At 35.3% G+C, this 25093-nt stretch carries 20 protein-coding genes; 11 read left to right on the forward strand and 9 right to left on the reverse strand.

Annotation, left to right across the window (positions count from 1 at the left end):
* Nucleotides 1-34 precede the first annotated feature (34 nt).
* The 10 genes from J2772_RS17670 to J2772_RS17715 all read left to right on the forward strand — a co-directional run bounded on the left by J2772_RS17670 (nucleotide 35) and on the right by J2772_RS17715 (nucleotide 13676).
* Nucleotides 35-1165: a hypothetical protein gene (locus tag J2772_RS17670; RefSeq protein ID WP_209919058.1), complete on the forward strand. Its 1131-nt coding sequence runs from the start codon at nucleotides 35-37 to the stop codon at nucleotides 1163-1165.
* Nucleotides 1166-1238: 73 nt separating this feature from the next.
* Entirely contained in the window at nucleotides 1239-2831 is a 1593-nt protein-coding gene (locus J2772_RS17675; RefSeq protein WP_209919059.1) for a hypothetical protein, read from the forward strand.
* Between the two features lie 153 nt (nucleotides 2832-2984).
* Nucleotides 2985-3953, forward strand: coding sequence for an alkaline phosphatase family protein (locus J2772_RS17680; RefSeq protein ID WP_209919060.1), 969 nt, complete (start codon nucleotides 2985-2987; stop codon nucleotides 3951-3953).
* A 181-nt stretch (nucleotides 3954-4134) separates the two neighbouring features.
* Nucleotides 4135-4548, forward strand: a complete 414-nt coding sequence (gene rpsL / locus J2772_RS17685; RefSeq protein WP_002983146.1) for a 30S ribosomal protein S12 — start codon at nucleotides 4135-4137, stop codon at nucleotides 4546-4548.
* A gap of 23 nt (nucleotides 4549-4571) precedes the next feature.
* Nucleotides 4572-5048, forward strand: a complete 477-nt coding sequence (rpsG, locus tag J2772_RS17690; RefSeq protein WP_034677991.1) for a 30S ribosomal protein S7 — start codon at nucleotides 4572-4574, stop codon at nucleotides 5046-5048.
* A 6-nt stretch (nucleotides 5049-5054) separates the two neighbouring features.
* Complete coding sequence (fusA, locus tag J2772_RS17695; RefSeq protein ID WP_209919061.1) at nucleotides 5055-7172, forward strand: elongation factor G; 2118 nt, start codon at nucleotides 5055-5057, stop codon at nucleotides 7170-7172.
* A gap of 16 nt (nucleotides 7173-7188) precedes the next feature.
* On the forward strand, nucleotides 7189-7494 hold the full coding sequence (rpsJ, locus tag J2772_RS17700) for a 30S ribosomal protein S10 (protein ID WP_002661363.1): 306 nt from the start codon (nucleotides 7189-7191) through the stop codon (nucleotides 7492-7494).
* 332 nt (nucleotides 7495-7826) lie between these two features.
* Nucleotides 7827-9836, forward strand: coding sequence for a TonB-dependent receptor domain-containing protein (locus tag J2772_RS17705; RefSeq protein ID WP_209919062.1), 2010 nt, complete (start codon nucleotides 7827-7829; stop codon nucleotides 9834-9836).
* Between the two features lie 359 nt (nucleotides 9837-10195).
* On the forward strand, nucleotides 10196-10696 hold the full coding sequence (locus tag J2772_RS17710) for a low affinity iron permease family protein (RefSeq protein ID WP_209919065.1): 501 nt from the start codon (nucleotides 10196-10198) through the stop codon (nucleotides 10694-10696).
* A 94-nt stretch (nucleotides 10697-10790) separates the two neighbouring features.
* Nucleotides 10791-13676, forward strand: coding sequence for a hypothetical protein (locus tag J2772_RS17715; protein ID WP_209919067.1), 2886 nt, complete (start codon nucleotides 10791-10793; stop codon nucleotides 13674-13676).
* Between the two features lie 105 nt (nucleotides 13677-13781).
* Here the strand turns inward: J2772_RS17715 and J2772_RS17720 are convergent, their stop codons facing one another.
* The 7 genes from J2772_RS17720 to J2772_RS17750 form a co-directional block, all read right to left on the reverse strand.
* Complete coding sequence (locus J2772_RS17720; protein WP_209919069.1) at nucleotides 13782-16520, reverse strand: hypothetical protein; 2739 nt, start codon at nucleotides 16518-16520, stop codon at nucleotides 13782-13784.
* Between the two features lie 111 nt (nucleotides 16521-16631).
* The gene (locus tag J2772_RS17725; protein WP_209919072.1) at nucleotides 16632-17603 is read right to left on the reverse strand and encodes a hypothetical protein; all 972 of its coding nucleotides are present in this window, start codon (nucleotides 17601-17603) and stop codon (nucleotides 16632-16634) included.
* A 236-nt stretch (nucleotides 17604-17839) separates the two neighbouring features.
* Nucleotides 17840-18259, reverse strand: a complete 420-nt coding sequence (locus J2772_RS17730; RefSeq protein ID WP_209919074.1) for a hypothetical protein — start codon at nucleotides 18257-18259, stop codon at nucleotides 17840-17842.
* Nucleotides 18260-18387: 128 nt separating this feature from the next.
* The gene (locus J2772_RS17735) at nucleotides 18388-19197 is read right to left on the reverse strand and encodes a hypothetical protein (RefSeq protein WP_209919076.1); all 810 of its coding nucleotides are present in this window, start codon (nucleotides 19195-19197) and stop codon (nucleotides 18388-18390) included.
* Nucleotides 19198-19204: 7 nt separating this feature from the next.
* Nucleotides 19205-19936, reverse strand: a complete 732-nt coding sequence (locus J2772_RS17740) for an MIP/aquaporin family protein (RefSeq protein ID WP_209919078.1) — start codon at nucleotides 19934-19936, stop codon at nucleotides 19205-19207.
* 24 nt (nucleotides 19937-19960) lie between these two features.
* The gene (gene glpK, locus J2772_RS17745; protein WP_209919080.1) at nucleotides 19961-21457 is read right to left on the reverse strand and encodes a glycerol kinase GlpK; all 1497 of its coding nucleotides are present in this window, start codon (nucleotides 21455-21457) and stop codon (nucleotides 19961-19963) included.
* Between the two features lie 7 nt (nucleotides 21458-21464).
* The gene (locus J2772_RS17750; protein WP_209919082.1) at nucleotides 21465-23063 is read right to left on the reverse strand and encodes a glycerol-3-phosphate dehydrogenase/oxidase; all 1599 of its coding nucleotides are present in this window, start codon (nucleotides 23061-23063) and stop codon (nucleotides 21465-21467) included.
* A gap of 202 nt (nucleotides 23064-23265) precedes the next feature.
* On the opposite strand from J2772_RS17750, the gene J2772_RS17755 reads away from it, so the two are divergent.
* Entirely contained in the window at nucleotides 23266-24030 is a 765-nt protein-coding gene (locus J2772_RS17755; RefSeq protein WP_209919084.1) for a DeoR/GlpR family DNA-binding transcription regulator, read from the forward strand.
* A gap of 89 nt (nucleotides 24031-24119) precedes the next feature.
* Here the strand turns inward: J2772_RS17755 and J2772_RS17760 are convergent, their stop codons facing one another.
* Nucleotides 24120-24563, reverse strand: a complete 444-nt coding sequence (locus J2772_RS17760; RefSeq protein ID WP_209919086.1) for a GNAT family N-acetyltransferase — start codon at nucleotides 24561-24563, stop codon at nucleotides 24120-24122.
* A gap of 14 nt (nucleotides 24564-24577) precedes the next feature.
* Entirely contained in the window at nucleotides 24578-24970 is a 393-nt protein-coding gene (locus tag J2772_RS17765; protein WP_209919088.1) for a rhodanese-like domain-containing protein, read from the reverse strand.
* Nucleotides 24971-25093 lie beyond the last annotated feature (123 nt).

The raw sequence follows: 25093 nt of genomic DNA on the forward strand, positions 1-25093 counted from the left end.
CAAATATAAAATTTACAGCAAAAAATTATACAATATGCTTTTTGATATAGCTATAACCATTCCCGAAAATAAAAGAGAATCTCTAGTGAAATATTTCAGTATTGGAGTTATATTAATTTATATAGGTGTTTTCATAGCTCTATATTTTATGGCCGAAGACCCGGTTTCGGGTTGGACTATTTCTGACTGGTTAATTAATTATACAGATGGGGGGTTCAAGAGAAGAGGCCTTTTGGGGAATGTGTTGTTTTATATACAGGATGTGACGGGATTGAAATTACAATATCAAATTCTTATTTTTCAAATCTTAGGTCTTTCTATGATTCTATATGGCACACTTTTGTGCATCAGGAGGTATACAATAGATCTTTTTTACTTATGTATAATGGTTTCGCCCTACATTTTGCTATTTCCAGCACTAACTATAAGAAATGCAGGCAGGAGAGAGATGTTATTAATTCTCATTATGCTTTGGTATTCATTTGAAAAAAAATCTAAGCTCAATGATGCTCTTTTATGGTTTTTTTATATAGTTTTTCTTTTTATACATGAACTGGGATTTTTCTTCTTGCCTTTTTTGATTTGGATTCATTATTCCAAATGGAAAAAAATTAATGTCAGATATATCTTGTCTTTAGTTATTACTGCTTTCATATGTATTGGAGTCGTTTATTTTTGGGGAGGAAGTGTTAATCAGGGAGAAAGTTTATCTATTTTAAAAAGCAGGGGGGTGGTTTTTCAGAAAGAAAATATTTTTGATCTGGAATATTACTTTGATTTTAATTTTGTTCTTCAGTATAAATTGTCTTTTTTAGTTCATGTTATAGAACTCCTTATAATGATTTTTCAAATAGGATTTTATATCTATATGTTTAAAAGAGAATCACTATACACCTATATTTGTTGTAATATCATCTGCCTTTTCTGGGTAACTCCTTTATATTATCTTGGAATTGACTGGATGAGGTGGAACTATATTTATTCTACATTATTATTTATTGTTTTTACATCCTTATTAAATGCAAATACTTCTGGAACTATGTCATTCAATAATAATCAGATGAAATCCTCATATCTAATTTTTTCTGGAGTATTTTATTTGCTTATTCTTTTGCATCTTCAACACGATACCATGATTAAATGGATTCAAACTTATTTTATATAAGATTAGACGGTAACAACCATGTTTTCTCTTATTGAAGTTTTATTATCTTTGAGATCTTATATTTATTCTTAAAATGGAAGTAGTCCGAAATATAGGTTTGCGCAGTTTCTTACTGTCTTTTATCCTTTTTTTCTCAGTTTGTCTGTTGTATTATATCAATTCTGTTCTGAAAACTGAGGGACACTACATCTATCCATTGGATGATGCCTACATTCATCTTGCCATGGCCAAGAATTTTGCATTGTATGAAGTATGGGGAATGACAAAATATCAGTTTTCTTCTACTTCCTCTTCTCCATTATTTACTTACATGCTGAGTGTGTTGATTAAAATTTTTGGAAACAATGATCAGATTCCGTTGTATTTCAATGTTATTTTTAGCATTGGAATACTTTATGTTCTTTCTGAATATTATGCTGAAGTTTTTAAAGAAGTTAAAAAAACAGCTTTAGCCGTACTTTTTACTGCTTTCTTTATTGTGCTTCCTTTGAATATTCTTTCAGGGATGGAACATGTTTTCCAGGTGTTTCTGTTTGTTGTTAATATTTTTTGTTTTTCCCATTATAAAGATAAGAAGCTTGCTGTATTTGGCTTTTATTTCAGTTTGCTGTTAATGGGATTAGTCCGTTTCGAAAGCATGTTTTACTTTGTAATTTTGGCTTTTATGTTTGCTTTTGTCAGAAAATGGAAGGAAGCATTATTCGTTTTATTGTTGGGGTTCATACCTATTATAGCATTCTGTGCTTGCAATTATCAGCAGGATGGTTATTTCTTTCCTAATTCAGTAGTGGTAAAAGGAACAAAATTAAGTCTTGATGCAAATATATTAGGACAGCTTAAGGTCATTTTGCTGGATAATCTTTTGCTGAATATCAGTTTTTATAAAATAGGAATTTTCCCTCTTTTGTTATGCTTAGTGTTCGTTTCCAGAGACTTTAAAACGAAAACAGTAAAAGAAGTATTGAAAGATAACTTTTTATTAATTGTATTCTCACTGGTGATGATCTGTCATGCTATGTTTGCTGATTTAAAAGGACTCTTGCGATATGAAGCATATATTCTTACAGGCTTTTGTATGGTATTAATACCAAGATGTAAAGAACTGTTCTTCAATTTTACTGATTATATTAAAAAAGAGAGTCTGGTGAGTTTGTTTATTGCGGCTAATGTTTTCCTTATGCTATATAAATGCTGGGTTGCACATCCTATTATGAGTAATGGTGGAAAGAATATTTATGAACAGCAGGTGCAGTCTGCAAAATTTTTACATCAGTTTTATAATACTTCTAAGGTAGTAGCTAATGATATTGGAGCGGTCAGTTACTATACAAATATTCATTTATTGGATATTGCCGGTCTCGGATCTGTAGAAACAATTCATTTTAATGAAAATAAAAAAGCATTTGACCAAAAGTTTGGAATTTTTCTTAGTAAATATTGTCTGGATCATCAATATGATATTGCTGTTGTATATGAAGGCTGGATGCAGGGCTATGTTCCTTCTTATTGGAAAAAAGCAGGTACTTTAAAAATTGAAGACAAGATAACAGTCGCAAGACTGGAAGTTTCCATATATTCTATAAATACGAAGAATCTGGAAGAACTGAAACAAAACATCAAAAAATTTAATTGGAATAAGAATGTTACTGTTACGATAATAGAATAGACACCAGTTATAGTCTTCTTTTCAGAAGGTATTTATTTCCCGTTTTGTTGATTTTTCCTTAAATTCTTAAGGAATAGATAACAATTTGTTAATGAACCCGAAGATTGAGTTTTCTAGCTTTGCACTCGAAATATACTAGTAAAGTAAAAAGCAATGAAGAAGTTTTTCCTATATTCTATCTTATCAGTATTCATGTTGTCATGCAGCAGTAACGATATAGATGCACAAACACAGACGCCAACTCTGCCTACAAAACCGGAAGCCAAATATCAAACTAAAAATGTAGTTCTTCTTGTTGTTGACGGACCTCGTATTTCTGAAACCTGGGAAGCAGCCAATAAAGAAAATATTCCTAATAGAGTAAGTTTATTGAACCAAGGTGTTTTCATTAGTAATTTTAAAAACAACGGGAATACAAATACAAACCCTGGACATAGTGCCATGTGTTCAGGTGTCTATGAAAATATCAAAAATAACGGGACTGAATTACCTGGCTTTCCATCTGTAATGCAACAGTGGCTTAAGTTCACCGGAGCAGATAAAACAAAAGCATGGGTTATTGCTTCTAAAGATAAACTGGAAGTTTTGAATGATTGTAAATTGGCAGACTGGAAAGGAAAATTCCAGCCTAGTGTAGATTGTGGAGTGAGCGGAAACGGATCAGGATACCGTGATGACCTTGTTACGATAACAAAAACCAAAGAGGTTATGGCGAAATACAGTCCGAATGTTATTGTCATCAACCTTAAAGATGTAGATTCTTACGGTCATGCTAATAAATGGGATGAATACATCAAAGCAATTAAGACAACAGATGCTTCCATCAAAGAAATCTGGGATTATATCCAGTCACTGCCTGCTTATAAAGATAAAACTACACTTATTGTTTCTAATGACCATGGCAGACATACAGATGCTAACGGAGGTTTTGCAGAACATGGAGACGATTGTGCAGGATGCAGACATATTGAGTTTTTTGCGATGGGGCCAGATTTTAAAAAGAATGCTACCATCAGCACAGGAAATTATGAGCAAATTGATATTGCAAGTACGATGGCTGAACTTTTAGGAGTTCCTACACAATACATGAAAGGAAAAATAATAAAGGATGCCTTTAAATAAAACTTTGATTTTTTGATACTAACCTCTATTACTTAAAATGATTCAATAACATAAAAGTAATGGAGGTTTTCAGTGGTTTTGGAAACAAATGAATAAAATTTCTTGTAAAATAAAACTTCATAACTGCTTGTCAATTAAAAAAATATTATTATTTTTGCACCCTAAAATAAAAAGCAATTAAATGCCTACTATTCAACAATTAGTAAGAAAAGGAAGAGCCACGCTTGCCAAGAAGAGCAAATCGGCTGCCCTTGATTCTTGTCCACAAAGACGTGGTGTATGTACGAGAGTATATACAACTACACCTAAGAAACCTAACTCTGCACTTAGAAAAGTTGCAAGGGTAAGACTTTCTAACGGTAAAGAAGTTAACGCCTATATCCCGGGCGAAGGACATAATCTTCAAGAGCACTCGATAGTATTGGTTAGAGGCGGAAGGGTGAAAGACCTACCGGGAGTACGTTACCACATCGTAAGAGGTGCATTAGACACAGCTGGTGTAAATGGAAGAACTCAGAGAAGATCTAAGTACGGAGCTAAGAGACCTAAACCAGGACAAGCAGCTGCTGCTCCTGCAAAAGGAAAGAAAAAATAATCATTAAATAAGGTACAAAAGCAATGAGAAAGACAAAAGCGAAAAAAAGACCGTTGTTACCAGATCCGAAATTTAATGATCAATTGGTAACGAGATTCGTAAACAACTTAATGCTTGACGGTAAGAAGTCAATCGCATTCAAAATTTTCTATGATGCACTAGATATCGTAGAAACTAAAAAAGGGGAAACTGAAAAAACTGCACTAGAAATCTGGAAAGATGCATTAACTAACGTTATGCCTCACGTAGAAGTACGTTCTAGAAGAGTAGGTGGAGCTAACTTCCAGATTCCTATGCCAATCAGAGCTGATAGAAAAATTTCTATGGCAATGAAATGGTTAATTAGCTACTCTAAAAAGAGAAATGATAAGTCTATGGCTTTGAAATTAGCTAATGAAGTTGTAGCTGCTTCAAGAGAAGAAGGTGCAGCTTTCAAAAAGAAATCTGATACTCACAAAATGGCGGAAGCTAACAAAGCTTTCTCACACTTCAAATTCTAATCTGAAATGGGAAGAGATCTTAAATTTACAAGAAATATTGGTATCGCTGCTCACATTGATGCAGGTAAGACTACCACTACAGAAAGGATTTTATTCTATACAGGTGTAAACCACAAAATTGGAGAAGTTCACGATGGTGCTTCTACAATGGACTGGATGGAGCAGGAAGCGGAAAGAGGTATTACTATTACTTCTGCTGCAACTACTTGTTCTTGGAATTTTCCAACAGATCAAGGAAAACCTTTAGCAGATACTAAACCTTACCACTTCAACATCATTGATACACCGGGACACGTTGACTTCACTGTAGAAGTAAACAGATCTTTAAGAGTATTAGATGGATTGGTATTCTTATTCTCAGCAGTAGATGGAGTAGAGCCTCAGTCTGAAACAAACTGGAGACTTGCTGACAACTACAAAGTTGCTAGAATGGGATTCGTAAACAAAATGGACAGACAAGGTGCTGACTTCCTTAACGTGGTAAACCAGGTTAAAGACATGTTAGGATCTAACGCAGTTCCAATCGTTTTACCAATTGGTGCTGAAGAAGACTTCAAAGGTGTTGTAGACTTAATTAAAAACAGAGCGATCATCTGGGATGAAGCAGGACAAGGAGCTACTTTCGAAGTAGTGCCAATTCCTGAAGACATGAAAGATGAAGTTCTTGAATATAGAGAGAAACTAGTTGAAGCTGTTGCAGATTATGATGATACTTTGATGGAGAAATTCTTCGAAGATCCGGATTCAATCTCTGAAGAGGAAATCAACGAAGCTCTAAGAAAAGCTACTATCGATTTATCTATTATCCCAATGACTTGTGGTTCTTCATTCAAGAATAAAGGAGTACAGTTTATGTTGGATGCAGTATGTAAATACTTGCCTTCTCCATTGGATAAAGATGATATCAAAGGTACTGATCCAAGAACAGACGCTGAAATTACAAGAAAACCAGACGTAAACGAGCCGTTCGCAGCTTTAGCATTTAAGATTGCTACTGACCCATTCGTGGGAAGATTAGCATTCTTCAGAGCATACTCTGGAAGACTAGATGCAGGTTCTTATATCTTGAACACTCGTTCAGGAGATAAAGAAAGAATCTCTAGAATCTATCAGATGCACGCTAATAAGCAAAACCCAGTAGAATATATTGAAGCTGGTGATATTGGTGCTGCGGTAGGTTTCAAATCTATCAAAACTGGTGATACAATGTGTGACGAGAAAAACCCAATCGTTCTTGAATCGATGGTTTTCCCTGATCCGGTAATTGGTATCGCTGTTGAGCCTAAAACTAAAGCTGACCAGGATAAAATGGGTAACGCTCTAGCTAAATTGGCTGAAGAAGATCCAACGTTTACTGTTAGAACTGACGAAGCTTCTGGACAAACGATCATCTCTGGTATGGGTGAACTTCACTTAGATATCATTGTAGACCGTATGAAGAGAGAATTCAAGGTTGAAGTAAACCAAGGACAACCTCAGGTAGAGTACAAAGAAAACTTAACAAAAGTTGCCAACCACAGAGAAGTTTACAAAAAGCAATCTGGAGGTAAAGGTAAATTTGCTGACATTGTATTTGAACTAGGACCTGCTGACGAAGGTAAAATTGGTTTAGAATTCATCAATGAGATCAAAGGTGGTAACGTTCCTAGAGAATTTGTTCCTGCAATTGAAAAAGGCTTTAAAGCTGCAATGAAGAACGGTCCTTTGGCTGGTTTCGAAGTTGAAGGTATTAAAGTTGTTCTTAAAGACGGATCTTTCCACGCAGTGGATTCTGATGCTCTTTCTTTTGAAATGGCTGCTAAATTAGGATTTAAAGAAGCGGGACGTGCTGCTAAGCCAGTAATTATGGAGCCTATTATGAAACTGGAAGTTGTAACTCCGGAAGAATATATGGGTAACATCATTGGTGACCTTAACAAGAGAAGAGGTACTATCAGTGGTCAGGAAGAGAAAAATGGAGCTGTTGTAATCAAAGGTTCTGTTCCACTTTCTGAAATGTTTGGATATGTAACTACTCTAAGAACACTTTCATCAGGAAGAGCTACTTCTTCTATGGAATTAGAGAAGTACCAAGCTACTCCACAAAACGTTGCTGAAGAAATCATAGCTAAAGCAAAAGGTTAATTTTTAAATTAAAGAAATGTCACAAAGAATCAGAATAAAACTAAAATCTTACGATTACAACTTGGTAGACAAGTCTGCTGAGAAAATCGTAAAAACGGTAAAGGCTACTGGTGCTGTTGTAAACGGTCCAATTCCATTGCCAACGAATAAGAGAATCTTCACAGTGTTGAGATCTCCGCACGTAAACAAGAAAGCAAGAGAGCAGTTCCAATTATCAGCTCACAAGAGACTAATGGATATCTACTCTTCTTCTTCTAAAACTGTTGATGCTCTAATGAAATTAGAACTTCCTTCAGGTGTAGACGTTGAAATTAAAGTGTGATAACTGCATACTTTGCAATGATTATACAATCCGTTCCTTTTTAGGGACGGATTTTTTTATTCCTATCAATCCTTTTAATGAAGGTATGCAAGCCATTTGAAAGCAAATTTACCCAATGTTAATTTGCTTTTTTTTGCTTTTTATTATTGATAATCATGAGATAGCCTTGAGAGTTTATCTTTAATAGCTGGAGAGCTCTGTTGATATATTTTTACCATAATTGTAGTGATATTATTGATCTCTTATTAGTGGGTATTGGTAAGGTGACATATCTCACCTTAGTTTATTTATTTAGAATTATTAAAAATAATAATTTTACAAAAAAATTATTGATGTTTAGAACAGTATCTTTTTCCTTGCTTGTTTTAGGATCAGCTTTATTAAGCGGTCAGAAAACTAAAGACACGTTAAAAAGTAACCATATTAATGAAGTAGTAATAACGGGTTCCGGGTATGCTCAGAAGATCAAGGATACTCCAGCAACTATTTCTGTAATTTCCCAGGCAGATCTTAAAAAAAGAGCCTATAGAGATATTACAGATGCTTTACAGGATGTTCCGGGTGTTTTCGTTACAGGAGGAGGAAGTACAAGTGATTTCTCAATAAGAGGTGCAGAATCTGGCCAGACATTAGTCTTAATCGATGGTAAAAGAATCAACACAAGAGAGACAAGACCAAACTCTGACGGTCCTGGTATTGAGCAGGGATGGATGCCCCCTTTGGAAACCATTGAAAGAATTGAAGTGGTAAAAGGGCCAATGTCTTCACTATACGGTTCTGATGCAATGGGCGGAGTAATCAATATCATCACTAAGAAACTGAGTGACGGTTGGAGAGGATCTGTTGGAACAAGCTTAATACAGCAAGTTCATAAAGAATCAGGAAATACATACCAGATTGATGGATATGCTGCCGGTTCTTTAGTGAAAAACCTTCTTCAAATGAAAGTTACAGGAAGCTATTCGGACAGAAATGAAGATAAATTTGTAGGTGGATTTACCGAAAGAGTAATCAAAGCTTTTGGTACAGAATTCAGCCTTACTCCAAATACAAACAATACATTTAAGCTAAGCTACGATTATAACCGTCAGGAAAGAAACCAGAATCCGGGTTATTCATTGGGACCTAAAGCAAAAAGTTCACGTAACAACTACGAGAGAAATGTATTGGCATTAAGTCATAAAGGAGATTATTCAAACTTCCATACAAATTCTTACATCCAGTATGACAATACTAACAACCCGAACAGGGATATGAGGTATGAAACTTTCTCGGCGTACAGTCTTAATAATTTCAACATTAAAGATCATGTGATCAGCTTTGGTGCAGAATACAGATATGAAAGACTGAATGACTTAGGAAATAAAATGAAGTCTGAAAATGGGGAAGTAGTAACCAAGCTGACTCGTTGGAACTGGTCTGCTTTTGCAGAAGGAAACTGGAAATTGGTTGATAAACTACACTTGGTTACAGGAGCACGTTTAGATAATGATGAGAACTATGGTTCTAATTTTACGCCAAGAGGATATTTAGTATGGAGTGCTACTAACAACTTTACTTTCAAAGGAGGTGCTTCATGGGGATATAAAGCTCCGGGATTAAGAGCTGTAAATCCAGGATGGGGACAGGTAACCGGTGGTGGAACTCAGGATGGAGTAATCATCGGAAACAAAGATCTTAAACCGGAGAAAAGCTTCAATCAGGAACTAACAGTAATGTTTGAAGATAATAAGAAGGTGATTAACCTAAGTGTAACAGGATTTAACACAGACTTTAAAAACAAGCTGGTTGAAGTTAGAAAATGTAACAATACAGAAGAATGTAAGCAGTTTGAAGCCCTGTATAATCATATCTATGACTTTATCTCAACAAGAGAAAATCTTGGTAAGGCAAACAGCATGGGACTTGAAGCGAATCTTGGGGTAAATGTATCAAAGGATATCGTATTAAAAGCAAACTATACCTATACGGATACAAAGATTAAATCTGATGAAATCCCTGCATTGTACAATAAACCATATGCCAGAATCCCTAAGCACATGGCCAATGTAAACCTATCATGGAAAGCCAATGACAGCTTCGAATTCTGGTCAAGAGGAAACTACAGAAGTGAGAGCCAGCCGGGAGTAAGCAGAGGGAAAGCACAGGAATACCCAATCCCATCTTATTTCCTATTAGATTTAGGAACTGTATACAGACTGAATAAACATGTTCGTTTCACATTTGGTGTGTACAATCTATTAGATAAAGATATCCGTAATGATACCAGTGATCCTGCTGCTAATTTTGGTTTCAGAATCGATGGAATCAGATATCAGTTCGGAGCAAACTATTTCTTTTAAACCCAATGGAAAAGTTGAAAAAAATGTTGATGAAATACAATAAAAAATGTTCTTACTAAAGAATATGAGAAGTGATTTTAGATTTGCAGAGAAAAGCAGCTGCTCAAGGAGAGTATTCATTCGGATTCAAAGTAAGAAATAACGATATTAATACTGGTTTAGAAAGGAGGAATTACTACAGATTCCTTTCTCAAATTTGTATTAACTTTTAATTTATTCATATCAAATTAATTTTGTAAACATTAAGATGAATCAATCATCTTAATGTTTTTTTGTTATATACTCTTCTATCTTTATTTCAATATTTCTTTTACACGTTCAGGTTAATTTTATACATTTAATATAAAATAATCTGACCTATGGATCACAAGAATAATAATCTTTTTGAAAAATTTTCAAACTGGGCAGTAAAATTTACAGGAAGCCAATATGCTTTTATTGGAGCAACATTTGTGGTTGTAGCCTGGGCAGTTACAGGACCTTTTTTTGATTACTCCGAAACCTGGCAGCTGGTTATCAATACCGGAACTACCATCATCACCTTTCTAATGGTTTTCCTCATTCAAAAAGCTCAGAACAAAGATTCAAAAGCCATACAGATCAAGCTAAACGAAATCATTGCGGCTCATGAAAAAGCAAGTAATAGAATAGTAGATATTGAAGATCTTACCGAAGCAGAGCTGGATCAACTTCATCATTATTACGAGAATCTGGCTCAATTTGCCAAGAAAGATGCAGATATCCACACTTCCCATTCCATAGATGCTGCACAGAGAAATCAGGATTATAAATATGAATTCTTCAAAAGAAAACATGAGGAATGGCTGCAAAAGCAAGAGCAAAAGAATAAAGGAGAATGATTTTTCATTCTCTTTTTTTATTAAAAAATAAGGATGCTATTATTCAATATAAGTTGTAAATTTATGTTAAACTAAAACTGAAAAACCAAAAGCCATGAAACTGAAATTTAACCTTTTAGCCCTCATATTGATATTGGGACTAAATTCAATTGTTTCCGCACAGGAAAACCAAGAATTGAAGATTTATAATCTTTATTACCTGAGTAAGGTTATTAACTCTGATAATCTAACATCTGATCAAATTAATGAAATATACAGTAGCCTGATATCAAATTTAGGAAAAACAAAAGTTGACTCATTAGCAAAAGATTATAAATCTACTGGTGATCCTACTAAGACAAGTTATATAGGTAATTTTCTTGTTAATAGAAATACATTAAATGAGTTGACAAGAAGTGATATAATCAGACAATTCAATTTAGGATTATTTGATAAAAAATACATTGACAGTAACAAGACAGAAAAGGTTAACAGCCTTGAAAAAGATTTTAAATCTTTAGTATTAAGAGGGGCAGAATTAGATAAAGAGAATGAAGAATTGGAACTAATTAAAACTCTCCTTATAATTAAAGATAGTATACAATTTTATCAGAAATTCAGTCCTAAAGCTAAAATTTTTGAAAGCCTGTTGAATACTAAAAAAACAGAAGAATTCCAGAATGATTCATTTAAGTTATTTAAAGAAGTTAATTTATCGAAGGTAGAAGAAAAATTAAATAGTAATCGTAAAAAGGTAGAGGATTTAGCGAAAGAGAATGAATTATATAAAGAAAATGTAAGGCAATATGCAAATGCATATGTTGATAAAAGAAAGGATGTAGATATTGTAATACCCTTAAATAATAATTTCGAAGCCTCTCAAAACCAAATCAATATAAATTCAATTGTTCAGGCCGCACAGCAAAGGACCTCTGCTCAGAGTTTCAATATACCATCAGAATCTCAGATGATAGAGGCAATGGCTATTTTTCTAGCCAACAGAGCGAAACAGGAAACTTTGATCTGGTTTATGGATCAGGTGAGAGAGAGACTCAATAATCCCCTTGTTTTTGAAGCGTTTCCCGAAACAGCTAAACTTCTTGCGGGACTTGAAGACTATAAAACTCCTAATTTCAGTAGTTCATGGCGTTACGCAATTTCTTCAGATTTTATAAGGATGCCTGTGAATATAGCTGGAAGTAAGTGGGTAGAGGAGTTCTTAGTCAAAGATATTAAGAGTAGAAAAGAGCTTCTCACGAGTATTAATTTCGGTGCTGATTTGAATAGATTGATTTCTGAAAGATATAATTATAGAGATATTGTGCGGTATTTTTATATGAATCCTAAGTACAATGGTAATGGAGATGAAATAAAAAAATATCTTAATCATTCAATATCATTGTTATACGTTTTAACCAATGAGCTCTTTGTAGTGGATGTAATGGATAATAAAAGTTCCTATAGGCTCCTATCCTTTGAAGAAATTAACAGCTTAAGAATGGATCAATGGAATGTACTGTTAGAGTTAATAGAAATTAAATATGGGTCACAGCTAAAACATATTAAATTTTCAGACTATAAGAATAAGGAAAATAATAAAAGCAACCTTTCTAAATGGATGGGTAACCTTCTAATTACCCTTAGCCAGTTTGATAAAATAAATAAAGATTCACAAGCTATTTTAGATGGTAATAAGGAGAAAGAGGAAAGGTCCAATTATAATTTTTATAGTGTCTGGAGGATTACAGAGCAAATCATTAGTAATATGGATGCTAACCAATATTTAGTAACAGGAAATTCATCTATCGAGCTTTCAGAACAAATAGAGATCTTAAAAGATGGTATTGAAATATATGAACAAATCCAAATCAAAAATTTTGTAGCTGCTGCCCAAAAGGTAATGAGTATTATTGATAAAGTAGGACAAGAAACTGATACGGGTACATTGGGAGCAGGTTTCTCTTTTAAATTGAAAGAAAGAAAAATTAAAATAGAAACAAAAAGCATCACTTTTTGGGATTTAAATGAAAAAGTAATACTAACGTTGGGATATAGTTTTAATGAACGCAGTGGGCTTAAGTTAAACTTTATAGGAAATCCAAAATTAGATACTATTAATTTCCGTCAAATCTCAAAAGTACAACCGTTTTTCAAGTATATATCAGATGTTAAAAATGATAATTATCTAATGTTGCAGGAACTTGATAAAGATTTTGATTCATTAATTACCAGAATATCTGATACAGCAAAGATTGATAAGATAGATGCTATGCATTTAGTCAATACATTGTACTTGCTTAGTGTTAATGACAAAGAAAAAACGGTTGCGCTTTTAAAAAGTTTGGGAACTGCTTATTTCCAACAGTCAAAATATAATAAAACCATAGACAAATTAAAACTTAAATATCAGGATCAATTCTTCAAGCTCACTTCATTTTTCGGAGATGTTTTATCTGCAAAAGATGAACATGAATTAGCAAATGTTATCGATTCACATGCACTACCTCCAACTTCGTATAAACTCAAAAGAAGAATGGCACATTCTATTGACTTGAATGCATATGTAGGAGGAAGCTTCTCAGGGTTGTTAACGAATGGAAATACTTCTTTGAAGAAACAGTTTACTGGTGAAATTGTTGCCCCAATTGGAGTGGCCTTTACATGGTCCTCAAATGGACCGAAGGCAGACAATTTTGGTTTTACTGTTGATGTTATTGATTTGGGAAATATAGTGAACCATTATTTAGTATCTTCTACAGAAGATTATCCGAAAGATGTTCATTTTTCTGAAGTTTTCAGCCCTTCGGTGAGTCTTATTTATGGTATAAGAAATAGCCCTTTTGTATTATTTGGGAGTGTAAAGCTTCTTCCGTTAAAAACCGTATATACAGATGATGGACGACTTATTAACAATAAAACATTCGATGCTACTATATTCAGTGTAGGAGTGAAAATAGATATTCCATTAATCAATTTATGGTCACGGGATCAGGATAGATGATAGAATATAAAGTATGATGAGACAAAAAACAACAAAAAAGGAATCATTACGATTCCTTTTTTATTTGAAGTTAATAACTTTTTGTCTATTCGTTTTTTATATCGGCTATCTCATGAAGTAGCTGAAATAACTACAGCTTCCCATCAGGTTTTTGGTAGTTTCAGCATCTGAATACTGTGCCTTCAGCTGAGCAAAATACGTTCTGTATTTTTGATTCTTCAGATTGTCCATTTCCTTTTGGTGGGCATCCTCTTTTTCAGACCATTTCGGATCAGAATAATCAAAATCTTTCGGAGCCTTGGCTTCATACTGGTAATATTTACCCTGTTCGGCACTTGCCATCTGGAACAGGATTCTAGCCTTTTCTTCTTTATTGTTCGAAAGCTTAAGCGCTTGTTGATAATAGTTGATCGCTAGATCAAAATTATCCGGTTCAATATAAGAAGTATCAAGGAAGTTCTTATAATAATACTTGTAAGGATTGCCTTTATCATTATTCCAGAAGTAGTATTTTCCTCCGTTGCTGTTATCAATATCCATAACAAACACATGGCGGTAATATCCTAAAATTGATGTATTGTATAACAGGTTTCCGATAAGCTGATTAGCTCTTGCAGCCTTTTCATCCTTACCGCTTCCGATTTTCTTAAGCTGGATCAAAACATCCGTCAGTTCCAGTTTATTCATAGTATCTTTAATGAAAGGGAATTCGGTGTAACCTTCAGATTTCATAGATTCAGCATCTGGGCTTTGGTAGCTTTCCCATGCATTATGTCCGAAAACAAGACCTGGAATATTATTAAAGCCATTATATTCAGAAGAAGTATATTGTTTTTGGGTAATCTTTTGACCGTCTTTCTCAGTCCAGTCATAATTCTCTCTTGGAATTCCGCCAAACTTCTGAACCTTTTCATAATAAGATTTAGCCTTTTCAAAATCTGCAAGTCTCATAGCTCTGTCACCATAGATGGTATTGAAGAAAGCGTCAACATTTCCTACGCTGTCCATATTTTTAGCAATGATCTGTTGTTCAAACTGGGTTTTGTTAGGCTTTCTGTAAAACTCTTCAACACTTTTTACCAGACTTGAGTTCGGGTTATATTGAAGGTCAGAAAGCTTATTATTCATCAGGAAGGATTTTCCGTCTTCTCCCTGAAGGAAGTAACGGTTGGCCATTACATCTTTTAAGAAATCAGCTGTGGAAGGTGCACTTCCGTAATAGTCGTAATCACTGTTGACATTAGCCGTATCTTTTTTAACTTCTTTTTCCACAAAATATTCAGCATAATCCTTCATTAGATGATCTTCAAAAGCAGCATCCACTTTAGGCTGCGAAACAATATCATTCAGAACCTTCATCCTTTTAATTTCCTCCAGATATTCAGGATTAGTTGTTTTGATATCGTTTAGGATCTCAGTACTTTCTTTATAGTCTTTCTTTAAAAATTTAAGATAAGCATCGGCAATCTGCCAATATTCATCTTTTGACTTTTCTTTAGCCTTTGAAGTGAATTTTTCAAGGTCATCACGGTAATCCTTTGTGTTATCCTCATATCCACTGTATCCTGTAGTGTAAAAAGGAATTCTGTTAGGATTATTCAATAACTCATCATCACTTTGATCTGCTTTATTTCCATCACCGGAAGCATCAGATTTAGAACCTCCGAAAAGATTTTTGAAGAACCTTACAATTTTCTGCCAGAAAGATACTTTCTCTTCTTTTACCTCTTTTACTTCCGTTGTTTTTTTATCGGAAGTGGCATCTTTTGAAGTGTTGTTTTCAGTATTACCTCTATAAACAGACACTCTGCCGTAGGCATCGGAAGTATAATAATAGGTCGGAAGATAACTTCTTTCCAGTTCGTTGATACTTCTTACTGCCATTACCTTCAGGATTTCAGAATCAGGATTGATATCAAACATCTTTTCCATAATAGGAATAGGGTTGTTGAAATCTTCATATCCTAAAAGGAAATAAGCCATGTTCTTTTCCTCATTCGTATTAGCTCTTTTCATAATATTACTGAAAGAAGCCGTATCCGAAAGTTTCATAGAGATAAAAGCAGATTCCTTACGGTTTTTACTGTTCATAAATACCTGAAAGAAATTCCAGTTGGCATCACCATTCATTTCTAATCCTCTTTGAGCACCAGCCAACTGATCGAGAGCCATATAATATACTGTACCTTTTAGCTTGATAGGTTCAACATATGTTTTGAAAGCCTGTAGTGCGGCATCATAGTCTCTGGTATAGTGGTTCAGACGTACAAGCTGATATCCGTAACGTTGCTTGATCTCAGGATTTCTGGCTGCATTATACAAAGAAGTAAGAGCGGCGATTGTTTTATGATAATCAAGAGATGTGGCATTTTTCCTGTTCTCGTCTCTGTTATAATAAAACGAATTTTCACTTTCAACATAATTGATGCTCATGAAAGGTTCCAGATATTTGGCCTCAATCAAATAATCAATTCCTTCTTTATATTTTGAGTAAAATCCTATTCCCAGTTTTTGTAACAGTGGGTGGGTAGGAGTCCCATTTTTAAGAGCATTCAGGTCATTCATGCTTACCTTATACACCAGACTTTGTGTCTCGGCATAATTAAGCTGATTGTTGAAATATTTTTTCCATGTTTCAATATTATCGTCAGGAATCATAGATGGATTATAATCACCAAAGAATCTTGAAGAATAGGTATGAAGAAAAGGAAGATAAGACTTATCCTTAATAATACTCTGCGTAAAAAGGTTGAAGTATTCATAATCCGGATCCGACCACGCACAGGCGTTGGAATTCGTATAGAAAAGAGATACAACCGCCAGTGAAAGAATATACTTTTTCATAGGGTTTGTAGTGTTTTTTAGTTTTTATATAGTTGTTTTGTAATCAATGGTGCTGGCAGAAAATAGCATAAGATACTGAGTCTCTATTCTCTGTCTTAATTTATGGTAGATTTAAAATTTTCGATCTAACACAAATTTACTATCTAATTGATAATAAATAATATTAAAATGCGGTATTTTTTTCTGAAGAAAATGAGTTACATCTTCTAATTGTTCCTTTGATATTTCTTCTATCTTTATGGTAAAGCCTTTGTTCAGATAATTTCCGAAATAAAAGCCATCTTTCAGTATTTCAACCTCATATTCGGAGATCTTTTTAAAGTTGGGATTTTCAAGATCCTTTTTAGACAAAGCATTAATCAATTTATGCTTATCAAGGTGATTGGTGATAATCCCCCATGAATAAATAGGCAGAGCAACTTCAATTTTCTTGATAGGATAGTCTTCTAGCTTTGAAAGGTAGCTTTTCAGGATATTCACATCCAGAATAGAATTTTTGTCAGATTTGTCCAGTGGGGAAGAAGTGGAGTAGCACATCAGATAAACCTTGTCAACAGGAGGAATTCCTGTCTGCTTTTTATCTTTAACCTGATGAAGGCGTAACGTACAGGTGATCTCTTTTCCTGAAATTCTTTTGAGCTCCTTCAAAAATTTAAAATAATCATCCCGTGTACCGGCAGTCCAGTCACAGTCAATCTGGATTTCATTGTTTATTTTTAAATGATATTCTTCCGCTTTCTTTTGAACCAAATGATGAATGCTCTCAGCCAGAAACTTAATTTCGTCCTGGGAAATCCCTAGCATCGTTTGGTTGGTGACAAAAACAGTGGGTACAATCTGCTTATCAGTCTGAAAACTCTGATCTTTTGTGATGACGGCAACAGGCTGAAATTTTCCGCCTGATTTATCAACATCAAAAAATCTTGTATATAAGTAAGGAACAGTTGCCTGATCTAAAACTTTCTTCTCTTCCTGATTCAGTTTCAGATTTGTTTTCCAATAATAAAATGTGTAAGGATGGTTCTCCTTTTTACTGCAGGAGACAATAAAAAGTAAGATCCAAAAAATATTTAGTATTTTCATACTGTGGTGTGCATAATTGATTCCTCAAAAGTAAAGATATTTATACAAACTATAAACCGTAAAATCCCGGTGATTCCTTATTCCTGACAAATTCCATAATCCCAAACTTCCTTCCCCACAAACCCCAACAATTCGTATAACCATTCCTCTCCATTGGAGGGGTGTCAAAAATTCAAAGAATTTTTGACGGGGTGGTTTCATAACAAAAAAAAACCACTCCAAGGAGTGGCTAGGTTTTATTCATACAGTTCACTTTCACAAGTACAAGTCTCTTTATCTACACTTTCTCGGGCGGAACAACAACCATCAAGGTTTTGGATATTTCCTTTTTCGTCAGTCATCAAGATTTTATTTTTATCAAACTTAACAAAGAAAGTTTCGTCATACTTTTTAAACTGTACTTTCATTACTTTATTCGGAGCATATTTACCTGCATTTACTTCTTCTTTTGTTTCCTTTCCATTAGCTTGATTTACCTGAACATATCCAAAATGTACATCTCCATTTTTCTTTACATCCAAATAATAATGTGGAGTTCCCGTCCCGCTATAGCCTTCCAAAATATCAAAACTTCTATGTCCCACAAAAGGAACTTTTACCTGCGCCAGACTAAAAATACTGATGCATAGAATGATTAAACTGAAAAATTTTTTCATATTCTTTTTTTTTCAAAGGTAAAGATATCTGCTGAACTCATAAATAGTGGAATCCCGGTAATTTTAAACAAACAAAAAGACCACTCCCAAAAGAGTGGTCTCTATATAATTTAGTTTAAAAATCTGATTTAAAAAACAGTCGCAGCCAGCTGAATTCTCGCATATTTATTAGAAGGATTCCACATGGCCATCATAGAAACAGGTAAACTGTAGTGTTCTGTAATCTTAAGAACTTTTCCGGCTTTTACCCCGATATTCACGATATCGAAGTTGTTTTTGCCATTCCCATATAAAAAGGTATTCCCATTCAATGAAAATCCTGCACCTACAAAAGCATCCAGATTCACTTTTTGTCCGCTAATGACAGGGTAACTAGCCTGAACATAGGTAGAATATCTGTTCTTTTTATAGCTTCCATCTGGTTCTAATATCACCTCTCCTGCATTAGCACCTCCATACAACATAATGTCTGCTTCAATATTAATTGGGAATGAAGGCCCAAAAGTATAGTTAGTTCTTAAATCAATAATATGTGCTGTTCTTCTCTGAGAATAACTGAAGATGTCATCCGCAGCAACGGCAGTATTGATATTTCGGGAATTATAAAGATCCCATAATCCAATATAAAAACGTCCGTTAGAATATTGAACATAGTAATTGATCTCTTTATAATGCGTATTGTCCTTATCATCTGCAAGAGCAGATGCTCCCCAGATACCCACTTTCCATTTCTTTTCCGCATCCAGTGCATAAGAAAGATTTCCCATCACAACAGGTTTGTCTGTAATAATTAGTCCTCTCCACAAATGGTTGTTCTGAATGTTGGCCGTAAAATCGAGTCTCCCTTCTTTGGTTTCCTTAGGCTCACTGCTTTCCTGTGAAAATAACCTTCCTGCACCTAAAGTAAGCAAGAAGATTCCTTTTAATATTTTCATCATCTGTATTTTATTTTAATATTATGAATAATAAAGCCGCAATAACAGCTCCTATAACAGGGCCTATCACAGGAATCCATGCGTAACCCCAGTCACTGCTTCCTTTTATCGGAAGAATGGCGTGCATGATTCTTGGAGCAAGATCTCTGGCAGGGTTAATAGCATATCCGGTAGTTCCTCCTAAAGAAAGTCCTATCACCCAAACAAGGAATGTTACAGGAATGGCTCCTATAGAACCTAATCCTACTTTTGCATTAGGATCTGCCTGTACATTAATACTCGGATCCGAAAAGTGAAAAATAACAAATACCAGTACGAATGTTCCGATAATTTCGCTGATAAGATTAGATGAAACTTTTCTGATCGCAGGACCAGTACTGAAGCAAGCCAGCTTTGCACCTTCATCCTCTGTAATGGCAAAATGATCTTTATGGAATAACCATACTAAAAAGGCACCCAACATACCTCCAATCATCTGAGCCGCAATGTAAGAAGGAACGAGATTCCATTCAAACTTTTTTGCTACAGCAAGGCCTATGGTAACAGCAGGGTTCAGATGAGCACCACTTATAGGCCCTGCAACAGTTACTCCCACGAAAACAGCTAATGCCCAAGCGGTAGTAATAACAATCCATCCGGAATTATTTCCTTTGGTATCCTTCAAGACAACATTGGCTACAACGCCATTGCCTAACAATATAAGAAGCATCGTACCGATCACTTCTGCGATAAATGGAGTCATATGTGTATTTTTAAGGTCAGTGAATTAATCTTCAATCCAGTTTTGAGAATGCTTTACAGCTTTGTTCCAGAAATGAATCATGTTATCTGCTTTTTCTTTATCCACTTTCGGATTGAAATCCTCGTCTACAACCCATTGAGATTGTATTTCATTGATGTCTTTCCAGTATCCCACTGCTAAACCAGCAAGATAGGCTGCTCCCAGGGCAGTGGTCTCAAGTGTTTTTGGTCTTGTGATCTTAAATCCGAAAAGATCAGACTGTATCTGCATCAGAAGATCACTTGCAGAAGCACCTCCGTCTACTCTCAGTTCAAGACTTGGTCTTCCAGAGTCTGCTTCCATAGATTTTACGATGTCATAGACCTGAAATGCAATTCCTTCCAGCGTAGCTCTTGCGATATGTCCGTTGGTTGTCCCCCGGGTGATCCCTACAACTGTTCCCCGGGCATACTGATCCCAATGAGGAGCTCCCAAACCAGTGAGTGCAGGAACAAAATAAACCCCACCATTATCTTCAACAGAAGCTGCTAATTCATTTACTTCTTCCGAAGATTTGATAAGCTTAAGCCCATCTCTCAGCCATTGAATCGCTGCGCCTCCAACAAATACACTTCCTTCCAAAGCGTAATTGACTTCACCGTTGATTTTCCAGGCCACTGTGGTAAGAAGATTGTTTTTTGAAATAACCGCTTCTTTTCCGGTGTTCATTAATAGGAAACAACCTGTTCCGTAAGTGTTTTTTACCATTCCCGGAGTGATACACATTTGTCCAAATAAGGCAGCCTGCTGGTCTCCTGCAATTCCAGCAATCGGAATTTTGGTTGAGAACAGGGTAGTGGCTGTCTCTCCATATATTTCACTGCTTTGTTTTACTTCGGGAAGAATAGCTTTTGGAATATTGAATAGTTCCAATAGATCATTATCCCATTCCAGCGTATGGATATTCAGAAGCATGGTTCTGCTGGCATTTGAAACATCCGTGATAAACATTTTTCCACGGGTTAATTTCCATACTAGCCAGGTGTCAACAGTTCCGAAGCATAGTTCTCCGGCTTCAGCCTTTTCCCTTGCTCCGTCTACATTGTCAAGGATCCATTTTAATTTGGTAGCAGAAAAATAAGCATCCAAAACAAGACCTGTTTTCTCCTTGATAATTTCTGCGTGCCCCTGATCTTTCAGTTCATCACAATATTTGGAGGTTCTTCGGTCCTGCCATACAATGGCGTTATAAATAGGTTCCCCGGTTTCTTTATCCCAAACTATTGTTGTTTCACGTTGGTTGGTAATCCCAATAGCGGCTACTTCCAGTCCGGAAATGCCAGCTTTGGCGATACTTTCGGCTGCAACGGAGATTTGTGATGACCAGATTTCATTAGGATCATGCTCTACCCAACCTGGGGTAGGGTATATTTGTCTGAAGTCTTTCTGAGATACATATTTTATCTCTCCACTGTGGTTGAATAGAATCGCTCTGGAGGAAGTAGTTCCCTGATCTAAAGCGAGGATTAACTTTTCATTCATATGGTGATTAATTAAGGTTGATAACTTTAGGTGAATAAGGAGTTAATAGATATCCTTTTGCCAATTCAATGAATTCATTTTCCTGTTGCTGAGCCCATTCTTCAGAATATCCTTTTTCTTCAGCAATGATTCTCGCAACATTGTGCGCGCTGTCTATAGCTGCTCTTGCATCCAGGAACAACAGACGAGCTCTTCTTGCCAATACATCCTCAATGGTTTCTGCCATTTCATTTCTTGCAGCCCAAACTACTTCTGCTACGGTGAATGGATGGTCAGGATGTATTTTTTGTGTAAAGCGTGGATTGCTTTCCTGTAAAGCTTTTATTGCAGGAATGTCAGATCCGTATACATATAGATGGTTCGTTCTGTCTACTTGCTCAGGTTTTACATTTCCATGAATAGACATGTTTTCTGTTTTAGAAGTGCTATTGCCCAGATAATGTACCTGCATGGCTTTATCAATCGTGTCTTCAGCCATTTTACGGTAAGTTGTCCACTTTCCGCCAATGATTGAAATTAATCCAGTGTCAGATGCAATGACCTTATGGCTTCGGGAAACTTCTTTTGTGCTCTTACTACCATCTTTGGGAGCCGCAAGAGGACGAAGTCCGGCAAAAACAGATTTTACATCATCGCGGGTTGGTTTTTTAGAGAGATATTGTCTTGCTGTATTTAAAACGAAGCTGATTTCTTCTTCCAACGCACGAGGCTCAAAACTTTCGTTTTCCAAAAGAGTATCCGTAGTTCCTACCAAAGCTCTGTCATGCCAAGGCACAACAAATAAAACTCTTCCGTCTGAAGTCTTGGGGATCATGATGGCATCATCACTTTTCAGGAATGACTTATCCAATACCAAATGAATCCCCTGACTTGGTACTACAAGTTTACCATGTTTAGGATTATTCATATTAAGGATGTCGTTGGTGAAAACACCGGTAGCATTAATAACTACTTTTGCGTGAATCTGATATTGCTGTTTGGAAAGCTGATCTTCAGCTACCACTCCAATTACTTTATCTTTATCATCTTTCAGAAGATTAACAACCTTCACGTAGTTTACTGCACTTCCTCCTTTTTCAATAATGGTTTGAGCTAAGTTGACTGCAAGTCTTGCATCATCAAACTGTCCATCCTGGTAAACAACACCACTTGCTAAGTGATTTTGTTCAATAGTAGGCAGCTTTTCAATGGTTTTTGATTTGCTGATGTATTTCGTTTTACCCAAACTTAATTTTCCTGCAAGGAAATCGTATACAGACAAACCTATTTTATAATAGATTCCACCCCACCATGTATAATTAGGAATAATGAAAGATTGATTCTTTACAATATGTGCTGCATTTTTGGCTAAAAGACCTCTTTCTTTTAAAGCCTCTTTCACCAAACCTATGTCTCCCTGTGCTAAATATCTTACTCCACCGTGTACCAGTTTGGTACTTCTGCTGGAAGTTGCTTTCGCGAAGTCATGAGATTCAAGCAATAAAGTTTTGAATCCTCTGCTTACTGCGTCTAATGCTGAACCTAAACCACTGGCTCCTCCTCCTATGACAATAAAGTCCCATTCTTTTACATCGGTTAATTTACTAAATTCTTCGTTTCGTTTCATAAATGTTTCGTTTATGTTTCGTTTTCAAATATATAAATTAAAAATGAAAGCAAAAAGAAAATAAATGAAATTTTAAAATATGAAATCACTATGATTTAAAAACACCCTTTGTCACTGAGGATGATATGGTTGCATGTGACTTTTAAAAACAATAAAAATCTACATTTGAAAAAAAAACGGTAATTTTGATGAAATGAATAAAATGGAGAAACTGATACCAAGGCATGATGAAATATTAAAAGAGCTGGATGAAAAAGGACATGTTCTTGTTCAGGATCTGTGCGAAAAACTAAATGTTTCTTCGGTTACGATACGAAAGGATCTGAACTATCTCGAAAGTCTGGGGCTTCTTTTTAGAAATCATGGAGGAGCAAGTAAGCAGGTAAGGTATGCTTACGAAAAAAATGTAGGAGAGAAGGAGAATATTAATGTAGAAGCTAAACAGGCTATTGCGAGAGCGGCGCTGCCGCTGATTCAGGAGAATGACTGTATCATATTAGCATCAGGAACTACCATGCACTATCTTGCAAGGATGTTGATGAACTTCGGTCCGCTTACTGTTTTAACCTCTTCATTGAGAGTGGCTATTGAGCTATGTAACAATCCTAATATTAATGTGATTCAATTAGGAGGTGAGGTTAGGAAAAGCTCAACTTCAATTGTAGGATCTATTTCGGAAGGTATTCTTAAGCAGTTTTCTTGTAATAAACTCTTTCTTGGGGTAGATGGAATTGATCTGGAGTTTGGAATCAGTACTTCCAATGCTGCCGAAGCTCACCTTAATCAGGTCATGATTGATTGTGCAGATAAAACAGTGGTCCTTGCAGATTCCTCAAAATTGAATAAGAAAGGTTTTGGTAAAATAGCTCCGCTGGATGAAGTAGATTACCTGATTACAGATGATGGCATTGGTAGGGAAGATAAGTCAGCTTTGGAAGAAAGAGGAGTTACGGTTATTGTAAAATAGACTGTATTTACCTTATTCGGCTGTTTTAAATTAAAATAGAGACTGTCTGGTTTTAGAAAGTCCCTATTTTAAATTAGAAATGAGTTGGTTTATGCTTTCCAGAAAAACCTTTCTTTGTTTTTCCTTTCTGCTCCAAGTTTTGAATAGAATTTAATGGCTTTTGTATTAAAATCCGGGGTTTGCCATTGGATTATAGTGCAGCCTTCTTCTTTTGAAGCAGTTCTTATGGCTTCCATTATTTGCTTTCCTATTCCGTTTCCTCTTGCATTTTCTTTTAGGAATAAACAGTCAACATACATATAATAGGCGGCATCCCAGGTTGAGAACTGTTTGAAAAATGTTGCATATCCTATTATTTCAGTACCGGATTCGGCAACCAGGCAGTTTATATAGGAATCCGGATCAGGAATATATTTAGAAAGAAGTTCCTTTTTGTTTTCTTCATTGAAATAGCTCTTTTCATACTGTGCATGAGCCTTACAAAGATTAACAATAGAGTTCAGGTCTTTTTCTTCAGCAAATCTTATTCTCATATTTCTCATTTGGATTAGCAGGCACATACGAATGCGGAACCATGGGTAGGCTCAGCTCCCTCTGTAGCATAGCCGTCAAACTTCCACCATTCAATACCGCCCATTAATTCAATAACCTTAAATCCCAGTTTGGTCATCTTTAAAGCTCCTTTTGTAGATGCATTACAACCTATTCCGTCACAATAGCAAACGTATATTTTTGATTTGTCAAGATGCAGGGTGCTCTCTTCTGTCATTTCGCGGTGAGGAAGATTAATAGCGGATGGGATATGCTCTTTGCTATAGCCGTTTGGTCTTCGTGTGTCCACTGCTATATAGTCTGTGCTGTTTTGAAAAGCGTCATATAGATCTGAAGGATCCATCTCATACTTTAATTTTTTCTGGTAGAATTCAATTTGTTCTTGCATAATTTTAAATTGTTTAATAATGCAAAACTATGCTCTGGTATCTTTTTCTGTTAAGATTGTAATTGAATGCTCTGCAATTGTAATTGAAATATTTTCAGGCACTGTTTTTTGTTATATTGTTAA

The organism is Chryseobacterium jejuense, assembly GCF_017877355.1.
Lineage (GTDB): Bacteria > Bacteroidota > Bacteroidia > Flavobacteriales > Weeksellaceae > Chryseobacterium > Chryseobacterium jejuense_A.

Bases quoted from the DNA above. Each gene is read 5' to 3' on its own strand.
- fusA (WP_209919061.1), top strand. From the start codon at position 5,055: ATGGGAAGAGATCTTAAATTTACAAGAAATATTGGTATCGCTGCTCAC.
- glpK (WP_209919080.1), bottom strand. From the start codon at position 21,457: ATGAATGAAAAGTTAATCCTCGCTTTAGATCAGGGAACTACTTCCTCC.
- J2772_RS17670 (WP_209919058.1), top strand. From the start codon at position 35: ATGCTTTTTGATATAGCTATAACCATTCCCGAAAATAAAAGAGAATCT.
- J2772_RS17750 (WP_209919082.1), bottom strand. From the start codon at position 23,063: ATGAAACGAAACGAAGAATTTAGTAAATTAACCGATGTAAAAGAATGG.
- rpsL (WP_002983146.1), top strand. From the start codon at position 4,135: ATGCCTACTATTCAACAATTAGTAAGAAAAGGAAGAGCCACGCTTGCC.
- J2772_RS17760 (WP_209919086.1), bottom strand. From the start codon at position 24,563: ATGAGAATAAGATTTGCTGAAGAAAAAGACCTGAACTCTATTGTTAAT.
- rpsG (WP_034677991.1), top strand. From the start codon at position 4,572: ATGAGAAAGACAAAAGCGAAAAAAAGACCGTTGTTACCAGATCCGAAA.
- J2772_RS17680 (WP_209919060.1), top strand. From the start codon at position 2,985: ATGAAGAAGTTTTTCCTATATTCTATCTTATCAGTATTCATGTTGTCA.
- J2772_RS17715 (WP_209919067.1), top strand. From the start codon at position 10,791: ATGAAACTGAAATTTAACCTTTTAGCCCTCATATTGATATTGGGACTA.
- J2772_RS17705 (WP_209919062.1), top strand. From the start codon at position 7,827: ATGTTTAGAACAGTATCTTTTTCCTTGCTTGTTTTAGGATCAGCTTTA.
- J2772_RS17765 (WP_209919088.1), bottom strand. From the start codon at position 24,970: ATGCAAGAACAAATTGAATTCTACCAGAAAAAATTAAAGTATGAGATG.
- J2772_RS17720 (WP_209919069.1), bottom strand. From the start codon at position 16,520: ATGAAAAAGTATATTCTTTCACTGGCGGTTGTATCTCTTTTCTATACG.
- J2772_RS17730 (WP_209919074.1), bottom strand. From the start codon at position 18,259: ATGAAAAAATTTTTCAGTTTAATCATTCTATGCATCAGTATTTTTAGT.
- J2772_RS17740 (WP_209919078.1), bottom strand. From the start codon at position 19,936: ATGACTCCATTTATCGCAGAAGTGATCGGTACGATGCTTCTTATATTG.
- J2772_RS17675 (WP_209919059.1), top strand. From the start codon at position 1,239: ATGGAAGTAGTCCGAAATATAGGTTTGCGCAGTTTCTTACTGTCTTTT.
- J2772_RS17710 (WP_209919065.1), top strand. From the start codon at position 10,196: ATGGATCACAAGAATAATAATCTTTTTGAAAAATTTTCAAACTGGGCA.
- J2772_RS17725 (WP_209919072.1), bottom strand. From the start codon at position 17,603: ATGAAAATACTAAATATTTTTTGGATCTTACTTTTTATTGTCTCCTGC.
- J2772_RS17755 (WP_209919084.1), top strand. From the start codon at position 23,266: ATGGAGAAACTGATACCAAGGCATGATGAAATATTAAAAGAGCTGGAT.
- J2772_RS17735 (WP_209919076.1), bottom strand. From the start codon at position 19,197: ATGATGAAAATATTAAAAGGAATCTTCTTGCTTACTTTAGGTGCAGGA.
- rpsJ (WP_002661363.1), top strand. From the start codon at position 7,189: ATGTCACAAAGAATCAGAATAAAACTAAAATCTTACGATTACAACTTG.